The organism is Streptomyces sp. MH60 (genome assembly GCF_002939385.1).
Taxonomy (GTDB): Bacteria; Actinomycetota; Actinomycetes; order Streptomycetales; family Streptomycetaceae; genus Streptomyces.
In genome coordinates, this window is sequence record NZ_MULI01000076.1 from 13,163 (window position 1) to 32,635 (window position 19,473).

The following is a 19,473-nucleotide window of genomic DNA, read 5'->3' on the forward strand; positions in this document are numbered from 1 at the left end:
CGACAGGCGTCCGGCGCCCCGCGCTCACTGGCGGATCGCCCAGCCCCGCTCCTTCAGGGCCGCGGTGAGGACGGCGGCGGCCTTCGGCTCCACCATCAGCTGCACCAGACCCGCCTGCTGCCCGGTCGCGTGCTCGATCCGTACGTCCTCGATGTTGACCCCGGCCCGTCCCGCGTCCGCGAAGATGCGGGCCAGCTGGCCGGGCTGGTCGTCGATGAGGACGGCCACCGTCTCGTAGGCCCGCGGGGCCGAGCCGTGCTTGCCGGGGACGCGGACCTGCCCGGCGTTGCCGCGCCGCAGCACCTCGGCGATGCCGGTGCCGCCCTCGCGGCGCTTGTCCTCGTCGGAGGACTGCAGGGCGCGCAGGGCCCGCACCGTCTCCTCCAGGTCGGCGGCGACGTCGGTGAGCAGGTCGGCGACCGGCCCCGGGTTGGCGGAGAGGATGTCGATCCACATCCGGGGGTCGGAGGCGGCGATCCGGGTCACGTCGCGGATGCCCTGCCCGCACAGCCGTACGGCGGCCTCCTCGGCGTGCTCCAGGCGCGCGGCGACCATGCTGGAGACCAGGTGGGGCATGTGCGAGACGAGGGCCACGGCGCGGTCGTGGGCGTCCGCGTCCATCACCACCGGCACCGCGCGGCAGTGCGAGACCAGCTCCAGGGCCAGGTTCAGCACCTCGGTGTCGGTGTCCCGGGTCGGGGTCAGCACCCAGGGGCGCCCCTCGAAGAGGTCGGCGGTGGCGGCCAGCGGACCGGACTTCTCCCGGCCGGACATGGGGTGGGTGCCGATGTACGCCGACAGGTCGAGGCCGCGTGCCTCCAGCTCGCGCCGGGGGCCGCCCTTGACGCTGGCCACGTCGATGTAGCCGCGGGCGGCACCGCGGGCCATGGCGTCGGCGAGCACGTCGGCCACCAGTGCGGGCGGGGCGGCGACGATCGCGAGGTCGACCGGGCCGTCCGGGGCCGCGTCGGTGCCGGCGCCGAGGGCGGCGGCGGTGCGGGCCTGCTCGGGGTCGTGGTCGGCGAGGTGGACGGTGACGCCCCGGCCGGTGAGGGCGAGGGCGGCGGAGGTCCCGATGAGGCCGGTGCCGATGACGAGTGCGGTTCTCACTGGGCGATGTCCTTGCGCAGGGCCGCGGCGGCGCCGAGGTAGACGTGGGCGATCTCGGCGCGGGGCCGGTCCGACTCGATGTGGGCGAGGACACGCACGACGCGGGGCATGGCGCCCTCGATGTCCAGCTCCTGGGCGCAGATCAGCGGCACGTCGGTGATGCCGAGCCCGCGGGCCGCGGCGGCCGGGAAGTCGCTGTGCAGATCGGGGGTGGCGGTGAACCACAGGCTGATCAGGTCGTCGACCCTCAGGCCGTTGCGCTCCATCAGGGCGGTCAGCAGGGCCGCGACCTGCTCGTCCATGTGCCCCGCCTCGTCCCGCTCCAGTTGGACGGCGCCCCGGACCGCTCGTACCGCCACGGCGATGCTCCTTGCTCACAGTGCTGACGCATGTATCGGTTCTTGGTCCGTCCAGCCTAGTCAGCCCGCCGCGTGCCGGCCCGCGGCGCCCGTCTCCTGAGACGCTGGCCCCGCCGCCTGGAACCCCCCTCCCCCCGGAGTTGCGACATGACCCAGATCCCGACCCGCCGTACGGTCCTCAGCTGCACGGGCGCGGGCGCGGTGGCGCTCTGCGCGGGCTGCGGCGACGAGGGCGGTGACGGCGGCTCCTCGGCCGTCTCGCCCGGGCGGGAGCTGACGGCCACGGGCGACCTCCCGATCGCCGGCGGCAAGATCCTCACCGAAGAGAAGATCGTGGTGACCCAGCCGGAGAAGGGCGAGTTCAAGGCGTTCTCGGCGGTCTGCACCCACCAGGGCTGCATCGTGTCGGACGTGCGGGACGGCACCATCGACTGCGCCTGCCACGGCAGCAGGTTCTCCGCGGCCGACGGCTCGGTGGTGCGGGGTCCGGCCACGAAGCCGCTGCCCGGCAAGCGGATCACGGTGCGGGGAAATTCGGTCCGCCTGGCGTGAGCCGCCCGCGTACGCTCCCGCCATGCACCCCCAGACCCCCGAGTCCCTGGTCCGCGACCACACGGTCTACTCCTGCGTCATGGGCTCGCGGGCCTTCGGTCTGGCGACGGAGGACAGCGACACGGACCGCCGGGGCGTCTTCCTCGCGCCGACCGCGCTGTACTGGCGGTTCGACAAGCCGCCGACGCACGTGGAGGGGCCCGCACAGGAGCAGTTCAGCTGGGAGCTGGAGCGCTTTTGCGAACTGGCCCTGCGGGCGAACCCGAACATCCTGGAGTGCCTGCACTCACCGCTGGTGGAGTCCGTGGACGACACCGGCCGCGAACTGCTCGACCTGCGCGGGGCGTTCCTCTCCCGCCGGGCCCACGAGACGTTCACCCGTTACGCGCACGGCCAGCGCCACAAGCTCGACGCCGACGTGCGCACCCACGGCGCCCCGCGCTGGAAGCACGCGATGCACCTGCTGCGGCTCCTGACCAGCGCCCGCGATCTGCTGCGCACCGGCGTCCTGACGATCGACGTCGGCGCCGAACGGGAGTCGCTGCTCGCCGTGAAGCGCGGCGAGGTGCCCTGGCCGGAGGTGGAGGCGCGGATGAACCGCCTGGCGCGGGAGGGCGAGGACGCCGCCCGGCACAGTCCGCTCCCCGACGAGCCGGACCGGCGCCGCGTCGAGGACTTCCTGGTCCGCACCCGCCGCGCCTCAGCGCTCCAGCCGGGTCCGTACGACGAAGTCGTGCAGGGCGTCGTACGCGGTCGGGGCGTCGGGGAGGGCTGACGCGCCCTGCGCCTCGTCCAGCACGCCGTGCAGCCGCTCCACGTCGGCCCGTACGCGCGCGTGGTCGACGCCCGCGTCCCCGTACTCGCGCTCGACCTTGGCCGCGATCAGCTCGGGGAGGTAGGCGGGCGCGGCGTCCACCGCTCCGGCGAGGGTGGGCAGGTGGGGCTGCACCTCGCCGACGCGCATCAGGTGGATGCCGGTGAGCAGCACCCGGAAGGTGTACAGCAGCGGCTTCAGCTGGCCGGTCTTCTCGAACAGACGCCACTGGGTGCCCGCGAACCCCCGGTAGTGGTGGGCGTGGTGGCTGGTGAGGACCCCCGGTGCCAGGGCGGCCAGCTCCCGGTGCGCGTCGGTGGTGTGCACGACCAGCGGCGACAGCAGCTGCTCCAGGACGTAGCCGTTGCGGCGGAGCATCAGCCGTACGAACTTGCGCAGGTCGTGCGTGACCAGGTCCATCTCGACGCCGTCCCGGTCCCACATCCGCGACCGCGTCTCCTCCGGCTCGCGCAGCCCGACCAGGTCGGCGGCGGGCAGCAGGTGCACGCCGCGCAGGTCCACGTCCGAGTCGCGGGAGGGGAAGCCGTAGAGGTGGGCGCCGGAGACGGTGGCGAACAGCACCGGGAAGGGCTGTTCGGCCACCACCGGTGCCACGTCGATGTCCAGGGCGACGATCATGCGCTCAAGCGTCCCAGAGCGCTCCGAGGGCCAGCAGGTCGCCCCGGTACTCGATGCGGTCCGCCCAGTCGGCGGGCCAGGCGTCGGCCCCCAGGTGCGCGCCCGCGAAGGCGCCCGCGAGGCAGGCGATGGAGTCGGAGTCGCCGGAGGTGCAGGCGCCGCGGCGCAGGGCGGTGAGCGGCTCGTCGACGAAGAGCAGGAAGCAGAGCAGTCCGGCCGCCATGGCCTCCTCGGCGATCCAGCCCTCACCGACGGCCAGGCAGGGGTCGGTCTCGGGCGAGACGGTGCGCACCGCCTCCTGGAGCCGGTCGAGTGTCGCCAGGCACTCGTCCCAGCCGCGCGCGATGAAGTGCTCGGGCGTCGGGTCCTGGGAGCGGGTCCACAGGTCGCCGAGCCAGCGCTCGTGGTAGCGGGCGCGGTTGTCGTAGGCGTACGACCGCAGCCGCCCGACCAGCCCGGTCGGCTCGGCTCCCTCGGCGAGCAGCCGTACGGCGTGCGCGGTGAGGTCGGAGGCGGCGAGCGCGGTGGGGTGGCCGTGGGTGAGCGCGGACTGCAACTGGGCGGCGCCCGCGCGCTGTTCGTCGCTCAGGCCGGGGACGAGCCCGACCGGCGCGACGCGCATGTTGGCGCCGCAGCCCTTGGAGTGGATCTGGCTGGCGTCCTGCCAGGGGCGGTCCTCCCGTTCAAGGAGGTCGCAGGCCCTGAGGCAGGTGTTGCCCGGGGCCCGGTTGTTGTCCGGTGAACGGTTCCAGGCGACGAACTCCTGCCGTACCGGCTCGGCCATCCCCTCCGGAGCCAGCACTCCCCGGTCCGTGGCGGTTCGCAGCCCCTTGCCCAGCGCCAGGGTCATCTGGGTGTCGTCGGTGACGATCGCGGGCCGGGGCAGCGCCATCTCGCGCCAGGGGCCGCACTTGGCGAGGATCGACGGCACGTCGTTGAACTCGGTGGGGAAGCCCAGGGCGTCGCCGAGGGCGAGGCCGGTGAGCGCTCCGGTGGCGGCGCGCTTGGTGCCGGTCGTGGTCATGCGGGGCGTCCTTCCCGAGGGGTGCGGAGCAGGGGCGGGTGCAGGGTGGTGGCCGGGCCCGCCCGGTACACGGCGGCGGGCTTGCCGCGGCCTCCGGTCAGGCGGGCGGCGCCCGGGACGGGCTCGACGAAACCGGGGGTGGCGAGGACCTTGCGGCGGAAGTTCGGCCGGTCCAGGGCCGTGCCCCACACCGTCTCGTAGACCTGCCGCAGCTCGCCCAGGGTGAACTCGGCCGGGCAGAAGGCGGTGGCCAGGCAGGTGTACTCCAGCTTGGCGCCGACGCGGTCCCGGGCGTCGGCCAGGATCCGGTCGTGGTCGAAGGCGAGGCCCCGGGCCTCGTCGTACGGCACCCAGCGGGCCTCGGCCGCGTCACCGCCGCCGTGCGGCTCGGGAGGGTCCGGCAGCAGCGCGGCGAAGGCCACGGACACGACCCGCATCCGGGGGTCGCGGCCGGGTTCGCTGTAGGTCCGCAGCTGCTCCAGGTGCGGCCCGGTCACGTCCGCGAGGCCGGTCTCCTCGGCCAGCTCGCGCCGGGCCGCCGTCTCCGCCGACTCCTCGGGCAGCAGGAAGCCGCCGGGCAGCGCCCAGCGGCCCGCGTACGGCTCCTGGCCCCGCTCGACGAGCAGCGCGTGCAGGGCGCCCGCGCGGAGCGTGAGAACGGCGAGGTCGACGGTGACGGCGAAGGGCTCGAACGCGTGCTTGTCGTAGTCGTGCACGAACGCCCGCCCCCTTAATAGTCACTACGACTATAAAGACGGCGGGCGTTCGGAACAACCCTCGGAGACCTAGAGCTCGACCTCCTGCATCAGCATCCCGACCTCCGTGTTGGACAGGCGGCGCAGCCAGCCCGACTTCTGGTCGCCCAGCGTGATCGGGCCGAAGGCGGTGCGCACCAGCTTGTCGACGGGGTAGCCCGCCTCCGCCAGCATCCGGCGGACGATGTGCTTGCGGCCCTCGTGCAGGGTGACCTCGACCAGGTAGTTCTTGCCGGTCTGCTCGACGACCCGGAAGTGGTCCGCGCGCGCGTACCCGTCCTCCAGCTGGATGCCGTCCTTGAGCTGCTTGCCGAGGTCGCGCGGGATCGGGCCCACGATGTGCGCGAGGTAGGTCTTCTTCACGCCGTACCGGGGGTGGGTCAGGCGGTGGGCCAGCTCGCCGTGGTTGGTGAGCAGGATGACGCCCTCGGTCTCGGTGTCGAGCCGGCCGACGTGGAAGAGGCGGGTCTCGCGGTTGGTGACGTAGTCACCGAGGCACTGGCGGCCCTCCGGGTCCTCCATGGTGGAGACGACACCCGCGGGCTTGTTGAGCGAGAAGAACTGGTACGACTGCGTGGCGACGGTCAGGCCGTCGACCTTGACCTCGTCCTTCTCCGGGTCGACGCGGCGGCCCTGCTCCAGCACGATCTCGCCGTTGATCTCGACCCTGGCCTGCTCGATCAGCTCCTCGCAGGCGCGCCGGGAGCCGTAGCCCGCGCGCGCGAGGACCTTCTGCAGCCGCTCGCCCTCCTGCTCGGCGCCCGGGAAGGTCTTGGGCAGCTTGACGTCCTTCTTGCCCGCGTACCGCTCGCGGTTGCGCTCCTCGGCCCGCGTCTCGTACTCGCGAGACGTGGCCGGGGCGCTGCGGCCGCGCTGCTGGGGCCGCTTGGGGCCGCCCTTGGCACCGCCCCGGGCCGAGGGCCCGCGGCCCGACTTCGGCCCGTCCTTGGTGGCGCCGGGGCCCACGTCGTAGCGCCGCTCCTCCGGGCGCGGCTTCTTGGGCCGGCCGCCCTGCTTGTCGTCGCGGTCGTTGCCGGCGCCGCGGTGGTTGCCGCGGCCACCGCCACTCCCGCCGCGGCCGCCGCTGTTGCCACCACGGCTCCCGCCGTTGTTTCCGCTGCTGTTCCTGCCGCTGCTGCTTCGCATCAAAATTCCGTCTTGTCGTGTGCGCCCTCGGAATCCGGGGCGTCCGGATCGAACGACGGGACCGCTTCCAGCGTCTCGGCCTCGATCGCCTCCGCCTCCGGGAGGAAGGGCGCGAGCTCCGGGAGCTCGTCCAGGCCGCGCAGGCCCATCCGCTCCAGGAAGTAGTTCGTCGTCACGTACAGGATCGCACCTGTTTCGGGTTCCGTGCCCGCCTCCTCGACCAGACCCCGCTGCAGGAGGGTGCGCATCACGCCGTCGCAGTTCACGCCGCGCACCGCGGAGACGCGGCTGCGGCTGACCGGCTGGCGGTAGGCGACCACGGCGAGGGTCTCCAGCGCGGCCTGGGTGAGGCGGGCGTGCTGGCCGTCCAGGACGAAGCCCTCGACGGCCGCGGCGTACTCGGGCCGGCTGTAGAAGCGCCAGCCGCCCGCGACCAGGCGCAGCTCGAAGCCCCGGCCCTGGACGGCGTACTCGTCGGCCAGCTCGCGCAGGGCGTCCGCGATCCGCCGCCGGGGCCGTTGCAGTATCTTCGCCAGCTGCTCCTCGGTCGCGGGCTCGTCGACGACCATGAGGACGGCTTCGAGGGCGGGCTTCAGGTCGAGTCCGGCCACGCCCTCCGGCCCGTCCGGAGCCCCGGTGGCCGCTTCGGCCCCGGTGGTCTGTTCCCTCACGCCTTCTGCTCCTCCTTCGGGACCTCGGGCGGCCGGTCGAACTCGTCGGTCACCACGGGCTGCGTCTTCCCGTCCCCGCCGGTCCAGCGCACCAGCAGGTCGCCGAGGGCGGTCTCCTGGTCCAGCTCGACGGCCTTCTCCCGGTACAGCTCCAGCAGGGCCAGGAAGCGGGCGACGACGGTCAGGGTGTCCTCGGTGTCCTGGACCAGCACGCGGAAGCTGGCCTCGCCCAGTTCCTTCAGGCGGGCGACCACGATCCCGGCCTGCTCCTGCACGCTGACCAGGGGCGCGTGGATGTGTTCGACGTACACCTGCGGCTTGGGTTTCGGCTGCATCGCCTTCACCGCGAGCTTGGCGAAGCCCTCGGGGCCGATGCTGATGACGACCTCGGGCAGCAGCTCGGCGTGGTGCGGCTCCAGGCCCACGGTACGGGGGTAGCGGCGGGCCTCGGCCTCCAGCCGCTCGTTGAAGATCTCCGCGATCTGCTTGTACGCGCGGTACTGGAGCAGGCGGGCGAAGAGCAGGTCGCGGGCCTCCAGCAGCGCCAGGTCGGCCTCGTCCTCGACCTCGGCGGCGGGCAGCAGCCGGGCCGCCTTCAGGTCCAGCAGCGTGGCCGCGACCACCAGGAACTCGGTGGTCTGGTCGAGGTCCCAGTCCGGCCCCATCGCCCGGATGTGCGCCATGAACTCGTCGGTCACCTTCGACAGCGCGACCTCGGTGACGTCCATCTTGTGCTTGGAGATCAGCTGGAGCAGCAGGTCGAACGGCCCCTCGAAGTTGGCGAGCCGCACCTTGAAGACACCGTCGCCCCCGTCGTCGGGAACGTCCTTTGGGGGTTCCTGAGGCGGTGGCCCCCCTGGTCGCCCGGAACCCTCGCGGTCGGCGTCCCCAGGGCGCTGTGCGGGCACGGGGGGCGGCTCCACGGCGGGGGCGCTCCGAAGCGGACCGCCCGCTCGCGCGCCGGTCGGCTCCGGTCGCGTCCCGGGATCCACCGAACCCGGGTCCGTCGCGGGCGTCCCGGTGTCCGAACGGCCGGGGTGGTCCCGTCCCTCCGCGTCCGGATCCGTCGTCTCCCGGACCCGCGCCGGGTCTCCGGGTCCCGCGTCCGGCGCCCCGGCCGGGGCTGCGGGAGCGGACTCGCCCCGGGCGTGCCGCTCGACGTCCTCGGGAGCGGCGACCGGGGACGGGCCGGTGGCGGGGAGCCTCTCCTCGGGGAGCGGCGCAGCCGTCGGCGCCTCCGGGCCCCGGCCCAGCGCACGCCGGCGGGCGGCGCGCGGGCCGCGGCCGGGGTGGGGGGCGTCGTTCGAGGTCATGGCCCCCGCAGGCTACCGCTACCGTCCGCGCAGCCGTCGTACGAGGATGCTGGCGTCCCCGCGGGTCTCCAGGTCGGCCAGGACCACGGCGACGGCCTCGCGGACGATGCGGCCGCGGTCCACGGCCAGGCCGTGCTCGCCCCGGAGCACCAGGCGGGCGTGCTCCAGGTCCATCAGCTCCTCGGCGGAGACGTACACGGTGATCTTCTCGTCGTGGCGCTCACGCCCGCTGGGGCGCCGTGCGGCGGCCCTGCCGCGCTTGCGGGGCCGGTCGGCGCCAGGGGCGGCAGAACCTTCCTGCGCGCCCGTTCCCGGCCCGGAGGCGCGTCCGGAGCGCTCCGTGCCCCGTGTGTGCGCCTCGCCCGCCGAGCCCGGCTCCGCGTCCGCCGCCGCGTGCTCCGCGCCCTCGCCGTCCCCGGCCTGGGCGGGCACCGACTGCGGTGCGTCCTCGGCGGCTGCCTGGTCGCTCTCCCCCGCCGGGGCCGGCACCCGGGCCTCGCCGCCCGCCGGTCGCCGCGGGGTGGACGCCTGGAGCGCCATTCCCCCTGTCGTGCGGAAGAGTTCGTCGGCCCCCGGCAGACTCACTCGGCGTGACACCGGGCGAGCACCTCCCTGGCGAGCTGGCGGTAGGCGGCGGCACCGACGGAGTTGGACGCGTACGTGGTGATCGGCTCACCGGCGACCGTGGTCTCCGGGAAGCGGACCGTGCGCCCGATGACCGTGTGGTAGACGTGGTCGTCGAACGCCTCGACGACCCGCGCGAGCACCTCACGGCTGTGCACCGTGCGCGAGTCGTACATCGTGGCGAGGATGCCGTCGAGCTCCAGGTCGGGGTTGAGCCGCTCCTGGACCTTCTCGATCGTCTCGGTCAGCAGCGCCACACCGCGCAGCGCGAAGAACTCGCACTCCAGCGGCACGATCACCTTGTGCGCCGCGGTCAGCGCGTTGACCGTGAGCAGGCCCAGCGAGGGCTGGCAGTCGATCACGATGTAGTCGTAGTCGTCCATCAGCGGCTTGAGCGCCCGCTGCAGCGTGGACTCGCGCGCCACCTCGCTCACCAGCTGCACCTCGGCCGCCGACAGGTCGATGTTGCTGGGCAGCAGGTCCATGTTGGGGACCGCGGTCTTCAGCAGCACCTCGTCGGCCGCCATGCCCCGCTCCATGAGCAGGTTGTAGACGGTGAGGTCGAGCTCCATCGGGTTGACGCCGAGTCCGACCGACAGCGCGCCCTGCGGGTCGAAGTCGACGAGCAGCACCCGGCGCCCGTACTCGGCGAGCGCGGCACCCAGGTTGATGGTCGACGTGGTCTTGCCCACGCCGCCCTTCTGGTTGCACATCGCGATGATCTTGGCGGGGCCGTGCTCGGTCAGCGGGCCCGGGATCGGGAAGTACGGCAGCGGGCGTCCGGTCGGGCCGATGCGCTCGCGGCGCTGTCGGGCCGCGTCGGGCGCGAGCGTGGCGGCGTACTCGGGATCCGGCTCGTACTCCGCGTCCGGGTCGTAGAAGTGCCCCTCGGGCAGTTCGTCGTAGTCGGCGAAGTGGTTGCGTGGCGCGCCACTTCCGTCGCCGGCCATGGCGTTCACGTGTTGGCCATCCATACTCATGTGTGCTGTCCGAGTTGCCTGCGGACTCTGGTGGTCGGCTGCGGAGGTGCGTACAGCCACGGAGCCGACAGCCTCGAGACGCCCGGGACCGTGGGTCCGTGCCGGCATTCCTGGTTGACCACCCCCGGGAGTAAATGTCGACTCATTCACAAGTCGTCTTACCTCCTTGGTGACCAGGGAACTTCTAGACAGGTCAGCGTGGCACCATGCCGACGTTCGGCGACTCTATGGCGTGTCGGCCGTCCGCAGCAACACAATCCGCCGGACCCGGCCCGATGTGTCGGCAATGAAACATCCCTCTGTCAAGGGCGTACGGCCGTCGCACGGCAGGTTTCACCGGTGCGCGAATCGGTTGAAGCGTTACGTTCGAGGCGAGTTGACCGAGAATCGCAAAGTGACCATACACACACCCGGCCGGACCTTGTCGGGCAAGGTCCGGCCGGGTGTGCGGGGTTGACGGCGACTGTTGACGTATCGCCTTTGCCGTTTGATGACTTAGGCGAGCAGAGTCGCCGGGTCGACATACTCCAGGCCGTGCGCCTCGGCGACCTCGCGGTAAACCACCTTGCCGTCATGGGTGTTGAGACCCTTGGCCAGCGCGGGGTCGCGGCGCAGCGCGTCGGCCCAGCCGCGGTCGGCCAGCTCGACGATGTAGGGCAGCGTGGCGTTGGTGAGCGCGTTGGTGGAGGTGTTGGGCACCGCGCCCGGCATGTTGGCGACGCAGTAGAAGACCGAGTTGTGGACCCTGAAGGTCGGCTCGGCGTGCGTGGTCGGGTGCGAGTCCTCGAAGCAGCCGCCCTGGTCGATCGCGATGTCGACAAGGACACTGCCCGGCTTCATGCGGGAGACCAGCTCGTTGGTGACCAGCTTCGGGGCCTTGGCGCCCGGGATGAGCACCGCACCGATGACCAGGTCGGCGTCGACGACGGCCTTCTCCAGCTCGAAGGAGTTGGACATGACGGCCTTGACCCTGGTGCCGAAGATCTTGTCGGCCTCGCGCAGCTTGTTGATGTCGCGGTCGAGCAGGGTCACGTCGAAGCCCATGCCGACGGCGATCTGGGTGGCGTTCCAGCCGGAGACGCCACCGCCGATGACGACGGCCTTGGCGGGGGTCACGCCCGGCACGCCGCCGGGCAGCACGCCGCGCCCGCCGTTGGGGGCCATCAGGTGGTAGGCGCCGACCTGCGGGGCGATCCGGCCCGCGACCTCGGACATGGGGGCCAGCAGCGGCAGCGCGCGGCTGGGCAGCTCGACCGTCTCGTAGGCGATGGCGGTGGTGCCGGACTCGATCAGCGCGTCCGTGCACTCCTTGGAGGCGGCCAGGTGCAGGTAGGTGAAGAGCGTCTGGTCCTTGCGCAGGCGGTGGTACTCCTCCGCGATCGGCTCCTTGACCTTCAGGAGCAGGTCCGCGGTGGCCCACACCTCGTCGGCGGTGTCGAGTATCCGCGCACCGGCCGCGACGTACTCCTCGTCGGGGATCGAGGAGCCGACGCCGGCGTTGTGCTCGATGACGACCTGGTGACCGTGGCGCACCAGCTCGTGCACGCCGGCGGGGGTGATGGCCACCCGGAACTCGTTGTTCTTGACCTCGCGGGGGATGCCGACCTTCACGTGGATCACGGTCCTTGGCTCAGAGGATGGGCTATTACAAGGCATACCCGCTCAAGCGCGGGCACACCGGGAGAGACCGCAGGAGAATGTGCGGCAGAGCCAGTCTAATGAAGGTGTTCTCTCTGTCCAGCCTTTCAAAGCATTAATCTTCAGACGATGTGCTGCGGATTTCGCAGGCGTCTGCGGGATCTTCCCTCAACATCCGTTCGGCCGCGCCCCGCTCCAGGCCCGCGGCGGTAGGGTCGCCGAGCCGGTCCAGCGTGTCGGCCAGCCGCAGGTGCAGCGCGGCCTGGAGCCGTACGTCCTCGGCCCGGCGGGCCCAGTCGACGGCCTCCTGGCAGGTGCGCAGCGACTCCTCGGGGCGCCCGGCGTACTCCTGGACCCGGGCCAGCTCGGACAGTGCCCGCGCGTGCGCGGCCACGTCCCCCGCCTTGCGGTACCCGGCCACCGCGGCGCGCCAGGACCGCACCGCCTCGCCGTAGCGTCCGGCGTAGGTGTGGGCGGTGGCGAGGCGGCCGTAGATCCGGGCGGCGTCGGCGCGCTCGTCCCGGGCGAGGCGCTGGGCGAGGGCCCGGCCGAACCAGTCGGCGGCGCGGTCGTAGTCCCCGAGCTCCAGGTGGGCGCCGCCCACGGATTCCATCGCGCGGCCGGTCGCGTACGGGTCGTTCGCCTCGCGTCCGGCGTCCAGCGCGGCCCGGTAGCGCACCAGGGCCTCGGCGGTGCGGCCGGTGCGGGCGTCCAGGTCGGCCAGGTTCAGCAGTGCCGCGGCCTTCTCCCGGGGCAGTTCGCGGCGCTCGGCCACGTCGAGGACGAGGCGGTGGACGCCGTACAGGTCGGGGGCGGCGGCCCGGGTGCCGAAGTGGGCGACCATGGCCCGCACCAGCTGGGACATCAGTCTGCGGGCGAGGGTGTCCAGCTCGCCGTCGGCGACCGCGAGGCGGGCCGCGGCCAGCAGGGCCGGGCGCCGGGCGCGCAGCCAGTCGGCGGCGGCCCTCGGGTGCGGGAAGCGCAGGTCGCGCGGCGTGGCGAGGAGTTTCTCACGGGCCTGCGGGCTGTCGGTCTCGGTGACCGCCCGGCAGGACTGGAGCAGCCGCACGGTCCGCTCCAGCATGCGGGCGCGGGCCAGTTGCAGCTCGGCGGGCCGGTCGTGCTTGCGGGCGAGGGCGCTCAGCCGGCCGTGCAGGCACCCGGGGACCTCGTACTCGGGCAGTGGCGAGTCGACGGCGCGCAGCAGGCCGAGGCCGACGAAGTCGTCGAGGGTGGTGCGGGCGCCGCTCACCGAGCAGCCGGCGAGCGCGGAGGCGGTGTGCGGGTCGACCAGGCCCGCCGGAGCGAGGGAGAGCAGCCGCAGCATGCGGGCGGCGGTGCTGGGCAGCGACGCGTAGACGAGGCGGAAGACACGGCCGAGCGCGCTCCCCTCGTCGCTCTCCGCGTGCACGTGCTTGGCCAGGTCGGCGACGGCCGCCTGGGGCCGGGCCGCGAGCCAGCCGCCGGCCAGGGTCAGCGCGGCGGGCTGGGCCTGGCACAGCTCGACCAGCTGTTCGGCGGCCCGGGGGTCGACGGTGATGCGGACCGATCCGGTGTGGCGGGACAGCAGTTCCACGGCCGACTTGGTGTCCAGGCCGCCCAGCGTGCACGGGCGGACGTCCGCGATGCCGGTCAGCGGGCCCTCGGCCACGGCGACGGCCAGGCAGTCCGGGGTGTCCGGCAGCAGGGCGTCGACCTGCTCGGCGTCGGCGACCGCGTCGAGCAGGAGCAGGGCCCTGCGGTCGGCGAGCGCGGTGCGCAGGGCCTCGGTGAGGTCGTCCTCCTCGGCCCCGGGCGGCGCGGTGCGGTCCAGCTCGGTGAGCAGGTCCCGGGCGACGCGTTCGACGGGGACGCGGGTGCCGTCCGGCTCGCTCAGCCGGGCCCGCAGCACGCCGTCCGGGTAGTCGTCCGCGACCCGCGCGGCCAGTTCCTCCGCGAGCGCGGTGCGCCCCGAGCCGGGGCGGCCCGCGATCAGCAGCACGCGCGCGCGGGGGGCCTTGCGGCCGGAGAGGGTGTCGAGGCCGGCGCGCTCGATGTCGGCGCGCAGCTCCTTCAGCTCCCGGGTGCGGCCCAGGAATCCGCTGTCCGCAGCAGGGTCCTGAGACAGTCGTACGCCGTCCGTGTCCACCGCCTGATCCGTCACGGGCCACACTCCCGATCCCACCGCACGCCGGTGCCCGCCGGAAGCCCGGTTCGGGCGTTTGAGAGCCTAGTTCACGCTCTGCGACGTTCCCGGTGGAGCGCGGCGGGCACATCCCCCGATCGGATCAGCCGATGGTCACACCGGTGGGGGCTCCCAGGGCGCCCTCAGGCCTCGAACGGGCGCGCCGGCCACGGAGCCTGGGCCGGACGCAGGGCGTCGAGTCCGTCGCCCTGCTCGGCGGCGACCAGCGAGAGCACGCCCACGACCAGGCAGTTGTTGTGCAGCTCTCCCGCGAGCACCCCCCGGACCAGGTCGGCGACGGGCACCCGCTCCAGCTCCATGTCGGCCTCTTCGTCCTCGACCTCGAAGCGCTCGCCGGCGGCCTCGGACAGGTCCCGGGCGAGGAAGATCCGTACGGCCTCGTCACAGCCGCCGGGGGTGGTGTAGACGTCGGTCAGCACCCGCCAGTCCTCGGCCTTGACGTGCGCCTCCTCGTACAGCTCGCGCTGGGCGGCGTGCAGCGGGTTCTCGCCGGGGACGTCGAGCAGCCCGGCCGGGATCTCCCACAGCTTCTCGCGCACGGGGTGCCGGTACTGCCGGATGACCAGCACCCGGCCCTCGTCGTCCAGGGCGAGGACGGCGACCGAGCCGGGGTGGACCTGGTAGTCGCGGGTCACCACGGAGCCGTCGGGCATCACCACGTCGTCCGTGCGGACCGAGGTCTTCTTGCCCCGGAAGGGGGTCTGGCTGCCCCGGATCTCCCACTCCTCGGGAGTGTCCTTGATCGTGCTGCCCGTCATTGCCTGACCTGCCCTTCCAGACGTACGCGAAAGCCGGGGCCCGCGCAGTTGAATGCACGCGCCCCGGCCACCGTACAACTGGTGTGTTACTTCGACGTCTTCCGCTCGACCGCGGCCTTGACCAGCCCGGCGAAGAGCGGGTGCGGGCGGGTCGGGCGCGAGCGCAGCTCCGGGTGGGCCTGCGTGGCGACCAGGTAGGGGTGGACGTCGCGCGGGTACTCGACGTACTCGACGAGCTTGCCGTCCGGGGAGGTGCCCGAGAAGAGGATGCCGGCCTTCTTCTCCAGCTCCGCGCGGTAGGCGTTGTTCACCTCGTAGCGGTGGCGGTGCCGCTCCTCGACGTACTCCTTGCCGTCGTAGACCTCGCGCACGATGGAGCCCTCGGCCAGCTTCGCCGGGTACATGCCGAGCCGCATGGTGCCGCCCATGTCGCCCTCGCCGGCCACGATGTCCAGCTGCTCGGCCATGGTGGAGACGACCGGGTGGGCGGTGGCGGGGTCGAACTCGGTGGAGTTGGCGTCCGCGATGCCGGCCAGGTTGCGCGCGGCCTCGACCACGATGCACTGCAGGCCGAGGCAGAGGCCGAGCAGCGGGATCCGGTTCTCGCGGGCGTACTTGATCGCGCCGACCTTGCCGGTCACGCCGCGCTCGCCGAAGCCGCCGGGGATGCAGATCGCGTCGACGTCGCCGAGCTGCGCCTTGGCACCGGCCGGGGTCTTGCAGTCGTCGGACGTGACCCACTTGATCTTCACGCGGGCCTTGTTGGCGAAGCCGCCCGCGCGCAGTGCCTCGGTGACCGAGAGGTAGGCGTCGGGCAGGTCGATGTACTTGCCGACCAGGGCCATGACGATCTCGTGCTCGGGCTTGTGGACGCGGTCGAGCAGGTCGTCCCAGGTCGTCCAGTCCACGTCGCGGAACGGCAGGTCCATCTTGCGGACGACGTAGGCGTCCAGGCCCTCGGTGTGGACGACCTTGGGGATGTCGTAGATGGAGCGGGCGTCGGGGCAGGCCACCACGGCCGCCTCGTCGACGTCGCACATCAGCGAGATCTTGCGCTTGATCGCGGTCGGGACCTCGCGGTCGCAGCGCAGGACGATCGCGTCCGGCTGGATGCCGATGTTGCGCAGGGCGGCGACGCTGTGCTGGGTGGGTTTGGTCTTCAGCTCGCCCGAAGGGCCGATGTAGGGCAGGAGCGAGATGTGGACGACGAAGACGTTGTCGCGGCCGACCTCGTGCCGGACCTGGCGGACGGTCTCCAGGAACGGCAGCGACTCGATGTCGCCGACCGTGCCGCCGACCTCGGTGATCACGACGTCGACGTCGTCCGTCGCCATGCGGCGGATGCGGTGCTTGATCTCGTTGGTGATGTGCGGGATGACCTGGACGGTGTCGCCCAGGTACTCGCCGCGCCGCTCCTTGGCGATCACCGTGGAGTACACCTGGCCGGTGGTGACGTTGGCCGAGCCGTCGAGGTCGCGGTCGAGGAAGCGCTCGTAGTGGCCGATGTCCAGGTCGGTCTCGGCGCCGTCGTTGGTGACGAACACCTCACCGTGCTGGAAGGGGTTCATCGTGCCGGGGTCGACGTTCAGATACGGGTCGAGCTTCTGCATCACGACGCGCAGACCCCGGGCCTTGAGCAACATGCCGAGGCTGGAGGCGGTGAGCCCCTTGCCGAGCGAGGAGGCGACACCCCCGGTGACGAAGATGTGCTTGGTCGTCGAGGATTTGGGCGGCATGGCCAAGAGGGGGCTCCCGTGGTCGCGGTCTGGGGTGCGGTGCGTTCGTCCTCCGCCCCGGTCGTCCCGGGTGTCGTCGGCGGCGCCGTCGCTGCGGTTCCGGGGTTTTTCTCCCACCGGTCCACGGGCTACCAGCGTATCAGCGCCTCGGGGCGATGGCTTCCGGCCACCCTCCGCGCACGCACGGACACGCAGGTGGGACGGTCACCGTTTCCTCACGCGGTGGTCACCCGTTCGGCGGACCCGGGTTGCCCGGAGCGGCACACAGATCATCTACGTGCGTCGTATCCTGCTCGGACGTTCGCTGCCGAGCCCGCCCGGCGACACGGCACCACCCCTCGCCCGTCAGCGCCGGAACAACGAGAGCTCGTCAGTTCGTTGAGCAACAATTGTCGTTCGGGGCACCACGTTTGGCTGCACGGCCGAACGGCTGCTTTGCTTCATCGCTCAACGAGGCATGGCACACAGGACAGACATCCTCGACACACATTCCCTGACACACCCCCCTGACCCCACCCTTGACCGCTGACCGCACTAGCGACCGCCCCCATGCGGGGTGACGTGGCCGTTCGACTGGAGTTGCACGTGGCCGGGCGCATCGAAGACTACGCACTCATCGGAGACATGCAGACCGCTGCCCTGGTCTGCCGGGACGGCACAGTCGACTGGCTGTGCCTGCCCCGCTTCGACTCGCATGCCATCTTCGCCGGCCTGCTGGGCACCGGGGAACACGGCTTCTGGCGGCTCGGGCCCGCCTATGCCCCCGGCGCGGAACCGCCCACGTCGGCTAGGCGGACCTACCGCGGCGACTCGCTGATCCTGGAGTCCGAGTGGGACACCCCGCGCGGCACCGTCCGGGTGACCGATTTCATGCCGCCGCGCGACGGCGCGCCGCAGCTGATCCGGATCGTGGAGGGCGTCTCCGGCCGGGTGCCGATGCGCTCGGAGCTGCGGATGCGGTTCAGCTACGGCCGGGTGGTCCCCTGGGTCCACAAGCACGAGGGCCGCACGGTGGCCGTCGCGGGACCGGACTCCGTGTGGTTCGACACGGAGGCGGAGACCTACGGCAAGGCGCTGACCACGTACGCGGACTTCACGGTGGCGCCGGGTGACCGGATCGCGTTCACGATCTCGTGGGAGCCCTCGCACAAGGAGCCGCCGGCGCTGCCGGAGCCCGAGCAGTCGCTGGTGGCCACCGAGGACTTCTGGCGCGACTGGGTCGAGCACTGTACGTACCACGGTCCCTACCGGGAGGCCGTGGTCCGCTCCCTGATCACGCTGAAGGCCCTGACCTACGCCCCCACCGGCGGCATCGTCGCCGCGCCCACCACCTCCCTGCCGGAGGACATCGGCGGCGTCCGCAACTGGGACTACCGCTACACCTGGCTGCGCGACGCCGCGATCACCCTGTCCTCACTGCTGCGCACCGGTTACCGCGAGGAGGCCCGCGCCTGGCGCGAGTGGCTGCTGCGCGCGGTCGCCGGCGATCCCGAGAACCTGCAGATCATGTACGGCATCGCCGGTGAGCGGGAACTGGGCGAGGCGGAGCTGGACTGGCTGCCGGGCTACGAGAACTCGACGCCGGTCCGGGTCGGCAACGGCGCGGCCCACCAGCTCCAGCTGGACGTCTACGGCGAGGTGACCGAGGCCCTGCACCTGGGCCACATGACGGGCCTGGCCCGCAACGACTACGCCTCGGTGCTCCAGCTCAAGCTGATCCGGTACCTGGAGTCCCACTGGCACGAGCCGGACGAGGGCATCTGGGAGGTGCGCGGCCCGCGCCGCCACTTCGTGCACTCCAAGGTGATGGCCTGGGTCGCCGTCGACCGCACCATCAAGCTGATCGAGTCCGGCGACGCCGACGGCCCGCTGGAGCGCTGGAAGCAGCTGCGCGACGACATCCACCGGGACGTGTGCGAGAAGGGCTACGACAAGGAACGCAACACCTTCACGCAGTCCTACGGCTCCCAGGAGCTGGACGCCTCACTGCTGCTGATCCCGCAGATGGGCTTCCTGCCGCCGGACGACAAGCGGGTCATCGGCACCATCGAGGCCATCCAGCGCGAGCTGTCCACCTCGGACGGCTTCATCCTGCGCTACCCGACGGACGGCAAGGACGAGGGCGTCGACGGTCTGCCGGGCGACGAGGGGGCCTTCCTCGCGTGTTCGTTCTGGATGGCCGACGACCTGGCGATGATCGGCCGGGTCGACGAGGCGCGCAAGCTGTTCGAGAAGCTCCTCTCCCTGCGCAACGACCTGGGCCTCCTGGCCGAGGAGTGGGACCCCCGCCTGCAGCGCCAGGTCGGCAACTTCCCCCAGGCCTTCAGCCACGTCCCCCTGATCGACACGGCCCTCAGGCTGACGGCGAGCGGGGCCTACGGCGGCTGACCACGGGGCGCGGGGCGCCTGAACGGCCACGGAGGGGGCGGACCGGCTCACAACGGCCCGCCCCCGTCCCCGTCCCCGGCACCAGCGGCTCCACCACCCCACCTGCCGACCCCCGGTGTGCCGTCACCCCTGTCGGCCCGCTTGGCCCGGCGCCCCCCTGTGGGCCGTCCAGCCGCTGTCGGGCTCCTCGTGGCCGGGCGGGCTCAGGGTGCCAGTGCTGTCAGTGTGCGTTCTCCGCCCGGGTCGCCGGACGTCGCCGGTACCAGGGCGATCTCGTCCAGACCGGCGTCCTCGTAGGCGTCCATCCGGGCCCGTACGGTGTCGAGGCCGCCGATCAGGCCCACGGTGGCCGCCGCCTCTTCAGGCAGCGCCCGCAGCAGGGTGTCGGCGTCGGCTCCCGATCGGGCCAGCGCGACCGCCTCGCCGAAGCCGGCCTCCTCGAACATCTCGCGGTAGCCGGGCACCGTGAGATAGCCCACGACGCTGCGCATGACCTGGGTGAGGGAGGCGGGGTCGGGGTCGACGGCGGCGGGGACCCAGGCGGCCAGCGTCGGCGGGGTCCGTCCGGCCTCGCCGCAGGCCGCGAGCAGCTTGGCGCGCAGGGCGCGGACCTGCGCGGGCGAGACCACGTCGAGGAGCATGCGGTCGGCGTACCGGGCGGCGACCGAGATCGCCCGGTCGCCGAAGGCCGCCACGGTGAGCGGACCGCCCGGCGGCCGGTGGCGGCGCCGGAAGGCGCTGCCGGGCACGACGGGCTCGCCCGGCACGCCGTGGAGCAGCT

The 19,473-nt window shown here is 72.5% G+C and carries 18 protein-coding genes; 3 read left to right on the top strand and 15 right to left on the bottom strand.

What is annotated here, in order from left to right; all coding sequences use genetic code 11:
- Positions 1 to 24: 24 nt before the first annotated feature.
- On the bottom strand, positions 25 to 1,110 hold the full coding sequence (locus BZZ08_RS31465; protein WP_104635613.1) for a prephenate dehydrogenase: 1,086 nt from the start codon (positions 1,108 to 1,110) through the stop codon (positions 25 to 27).
- A complete protein-coding gene (gene aroH, locus BZZ08_RS31470; RefSeq protein WP_104635614.1) occupies positions 1,107 to 1,469 on the bottom strand; it encodes a chorismate mutase in 363 nt (120 codons plus the stop codon). Before aroH ends, BZZ08_RS31465 begins: the two co-directional genes overlap by 4 nt.
- A gap of 147 nt (positions 1,470 to 1,616) precedes the next feature.
- On the opposite strand from aroH, the gene BZZ08_RS31475 reads away from it, so the two are divergent.
- Both BZZ08_RS31475 and BZZ08_RS31480 read left to right on the top strand, forming a co-directional pair.
- Positions 1,617 to 2,021 (top strand): Rieske (2Fe-2S) protein, encoded by a 405-nt coding sequence (locus BZZ08_RS31475; protein WP_104635615.1) that lies wholly within the window; start codon positions 1,617 to 1,619, stop codon positions 2,019 to 2,021.
- A 22-nt stretch (positions 2,022 to 2,043) separates the two neighbouring features.
- On the top strand, positions 2,044 to 2,796 hold the full coding sequence (locus BZZ08_RS31480; protein WP_104635616.1) for a nucleotidyltransferase domain-containing protein: 753 nt from the start codon (positions 2,044 to 2,046) through the stop codon (positions 2,794 to 2,796).
- On the opposite strand, the gene BZZ08_RS31485 is transcribed toward BZZ08_RS31480, so the two are convergent.
- The 12 genes from BZZ08_RS31485 to BZZ08_RS31540 form a co-directional block, all read right to left on the bottom strand.
- Positions 2,722 to 3,474 (bottom strand): nucleotidyltransferase domain-containing protein, encoded by a 753-nt coding sequence (locus BZZ08_RS31485; protein WP_104635617.1) that lies wholly within the window; start codon positions 3,472 to 3,474, stop codon positions 2,722 to 2,724. The genes BZZ08_RS31480 and BZZ08_RS31485 overlap by 75 nt on opposite strands.
- Positions 3,475 to 3,478: 4 nt before the next feature.
- On the bottom strand, positions 3,479 to 4,498 hold the full coding sequence (locus BZZ08_RS31490) for an ADP-ribosylglycohydrolase family protein (protein WP_104635618.1): 1,020 nt from the start codon (positions 4,496 to 4,498) through the stop codon (positions 3,479 to 3,481).
- Positions 4,495 to 5,214 carry an NUDIX hydrolase gene (locus BZZ08_RS31495; protein WP_104635619.1) on the bottom strand — a complete coding sequence of 240 codons (720 nt, stop codon included), beginning with the start codon at positions 5,212 to 5,214 and terminating at the stop codon, positions 4,495 to 4,497. Before BZZ08_RS31495 ends, BZZ08_RS31490 begins: the two co-directional genes overlap by 4 nt.
- 69 nt (positions 5,215 to 5,283) lie before the next feature.
- Entirely contained in the window at positions 5,284 to 6,399 is a 1,116-nt protein-coding gene (locus tag BZZ08_RS31500; RefSeq protein WP_104635620.1) for a pseudouridine synthase, read from the bottom strand.
- Entirely contained in the window at positions 6,399 to 6,968 is a 570-nt protein-coding gene (gene scpB / locus BZZ08_RS31505; protein WP_238696843.1) for an SMC-Scp complex subunit ScpB, read from the bottom strand. The genes BZZ08_RS31500 and scpB overlap by 1 nt, the downstream gene beginning before the upstream one ends.
- A 98-nt stretch (positions 6,969 to 7,066) precedes the next feature.
- Positions 7,067 to 8,383 (bottom strand): segregation and condensation protein A, encoded by a 1,317-nt coding sequence (locus BZZ08_RS39075; RefSeq protein WP_198601802.1) that lies wholly within the window; start codon positions 8,381 to 8,383, stop codon positions 7,067 to 7,069.
- A gap of 18 nt (positions 8,384 to 8,401) precedes the next feature.
- Positions 8,402 to 8,980 (bottom strand): hypothetical protein, encoded by a 579-nt coding sequence (locus tag BZZ08_RS31515; protein WP_241965614.1) that lies wholly within the window; start codon positions 8,978 to 8,980, stop codon positions 8,402 to 8,404.
- Positions 8,965 to 10,095: a ParA family protein gene (locus BZZ08_RS31520; RefSeq protein WP_174256221.1), complete on the bottom strand. Its 1,131-nt coding sequence runs from the start codon at positions 10,093 to 10,095 to the stop codon at positions 8,965 to 8,967. The genes BZZ08_RS31515 and BZZ08_RS31520 overlap by 16 nt, the downstream gene beginning before the upstream one ends.
- Positions 10,096 to 10,482: 387 nt before the next feature.
- Positions 10,483 to 11,598 (bottom strand): alanine dehydrogenase, encoded by a 1,116-nt coding sequence (gene ald / locus BZZ08_RS31525; RefSeq protein WP_104635628.1) that lies wholly within the window; start codon positions 11,596 to 11,598, stop codon positions 10,483 to 10,485.
- Between the two features lie 142 nt (positions 11,599 to 11,740).
- Entirely contained in the window at positions 11,741 to 13,768 is a 2,028-nt protein-coding gene (locus BZZ08_RS31530; RefSeq protein WP_198601803.1) for a tetratricopeptide repeat protein, read from the bottom strand.
- A gap of 164 nt (positions 13,769 to 13,932) precedes the next feature.
- Positions 13,933 to 14,568, bottom strand: a complete 636-nt coding sequence (locus tag BZZ08_RS31535) for an NUDIX domain-containing protein (protein ID WP_104635625.1) — start codon at positions 14,566 to 14,568, stop codon at positions 13,933 to 13,935.
- A gap of 86 nt (positions 14,569 to 14,654) precedes the next feature.
- The gene (locus BZZ08_RS31540) at positions 14,655 to 16,304 is read right to left on the bottom strand and encodes a CTP synthase (RefSeq protein WP_104635626.1); all 1,650 of its coding nucleotides are present in this window, start codon (positions 16,302 to 16,304) and stop codon (positions 14,655 to 14,657) included.
- A gap of 585 nt (positions 16,305 to 16,889) precedes the next feature.
- On the opposite strand from BZZ08_RS31540, the gene BZZ08_RS31545 reads away from it, so the two are divergent.
- Positions 16,890 to 18,692: a glycoside hydrolase family 15 protein gene (locus BZZ08_RS31545; protein WP_198601804.1), complete on the top strand. Its 1,803-nt coding sequence runs from the start codon at positions 16,890 to 16,892 to the stop codon at positions 18,690 to 18,692.
- A 203-nt stretch (positions 18,693 to 18,895) separates the two neighbouring features.
- Here the strand turns inward: BZZ08_RS31545 and BZZ08_RS31550 are convergent.
- The coding region (locus BZZ08_RS31550; RefSeq protein WP_133169238.1) for an LLM class flavin-dependent oxidoreductase at positions 18,896 to 19,473 on the bottom strand (578 nt) is incomplete at its 5' end.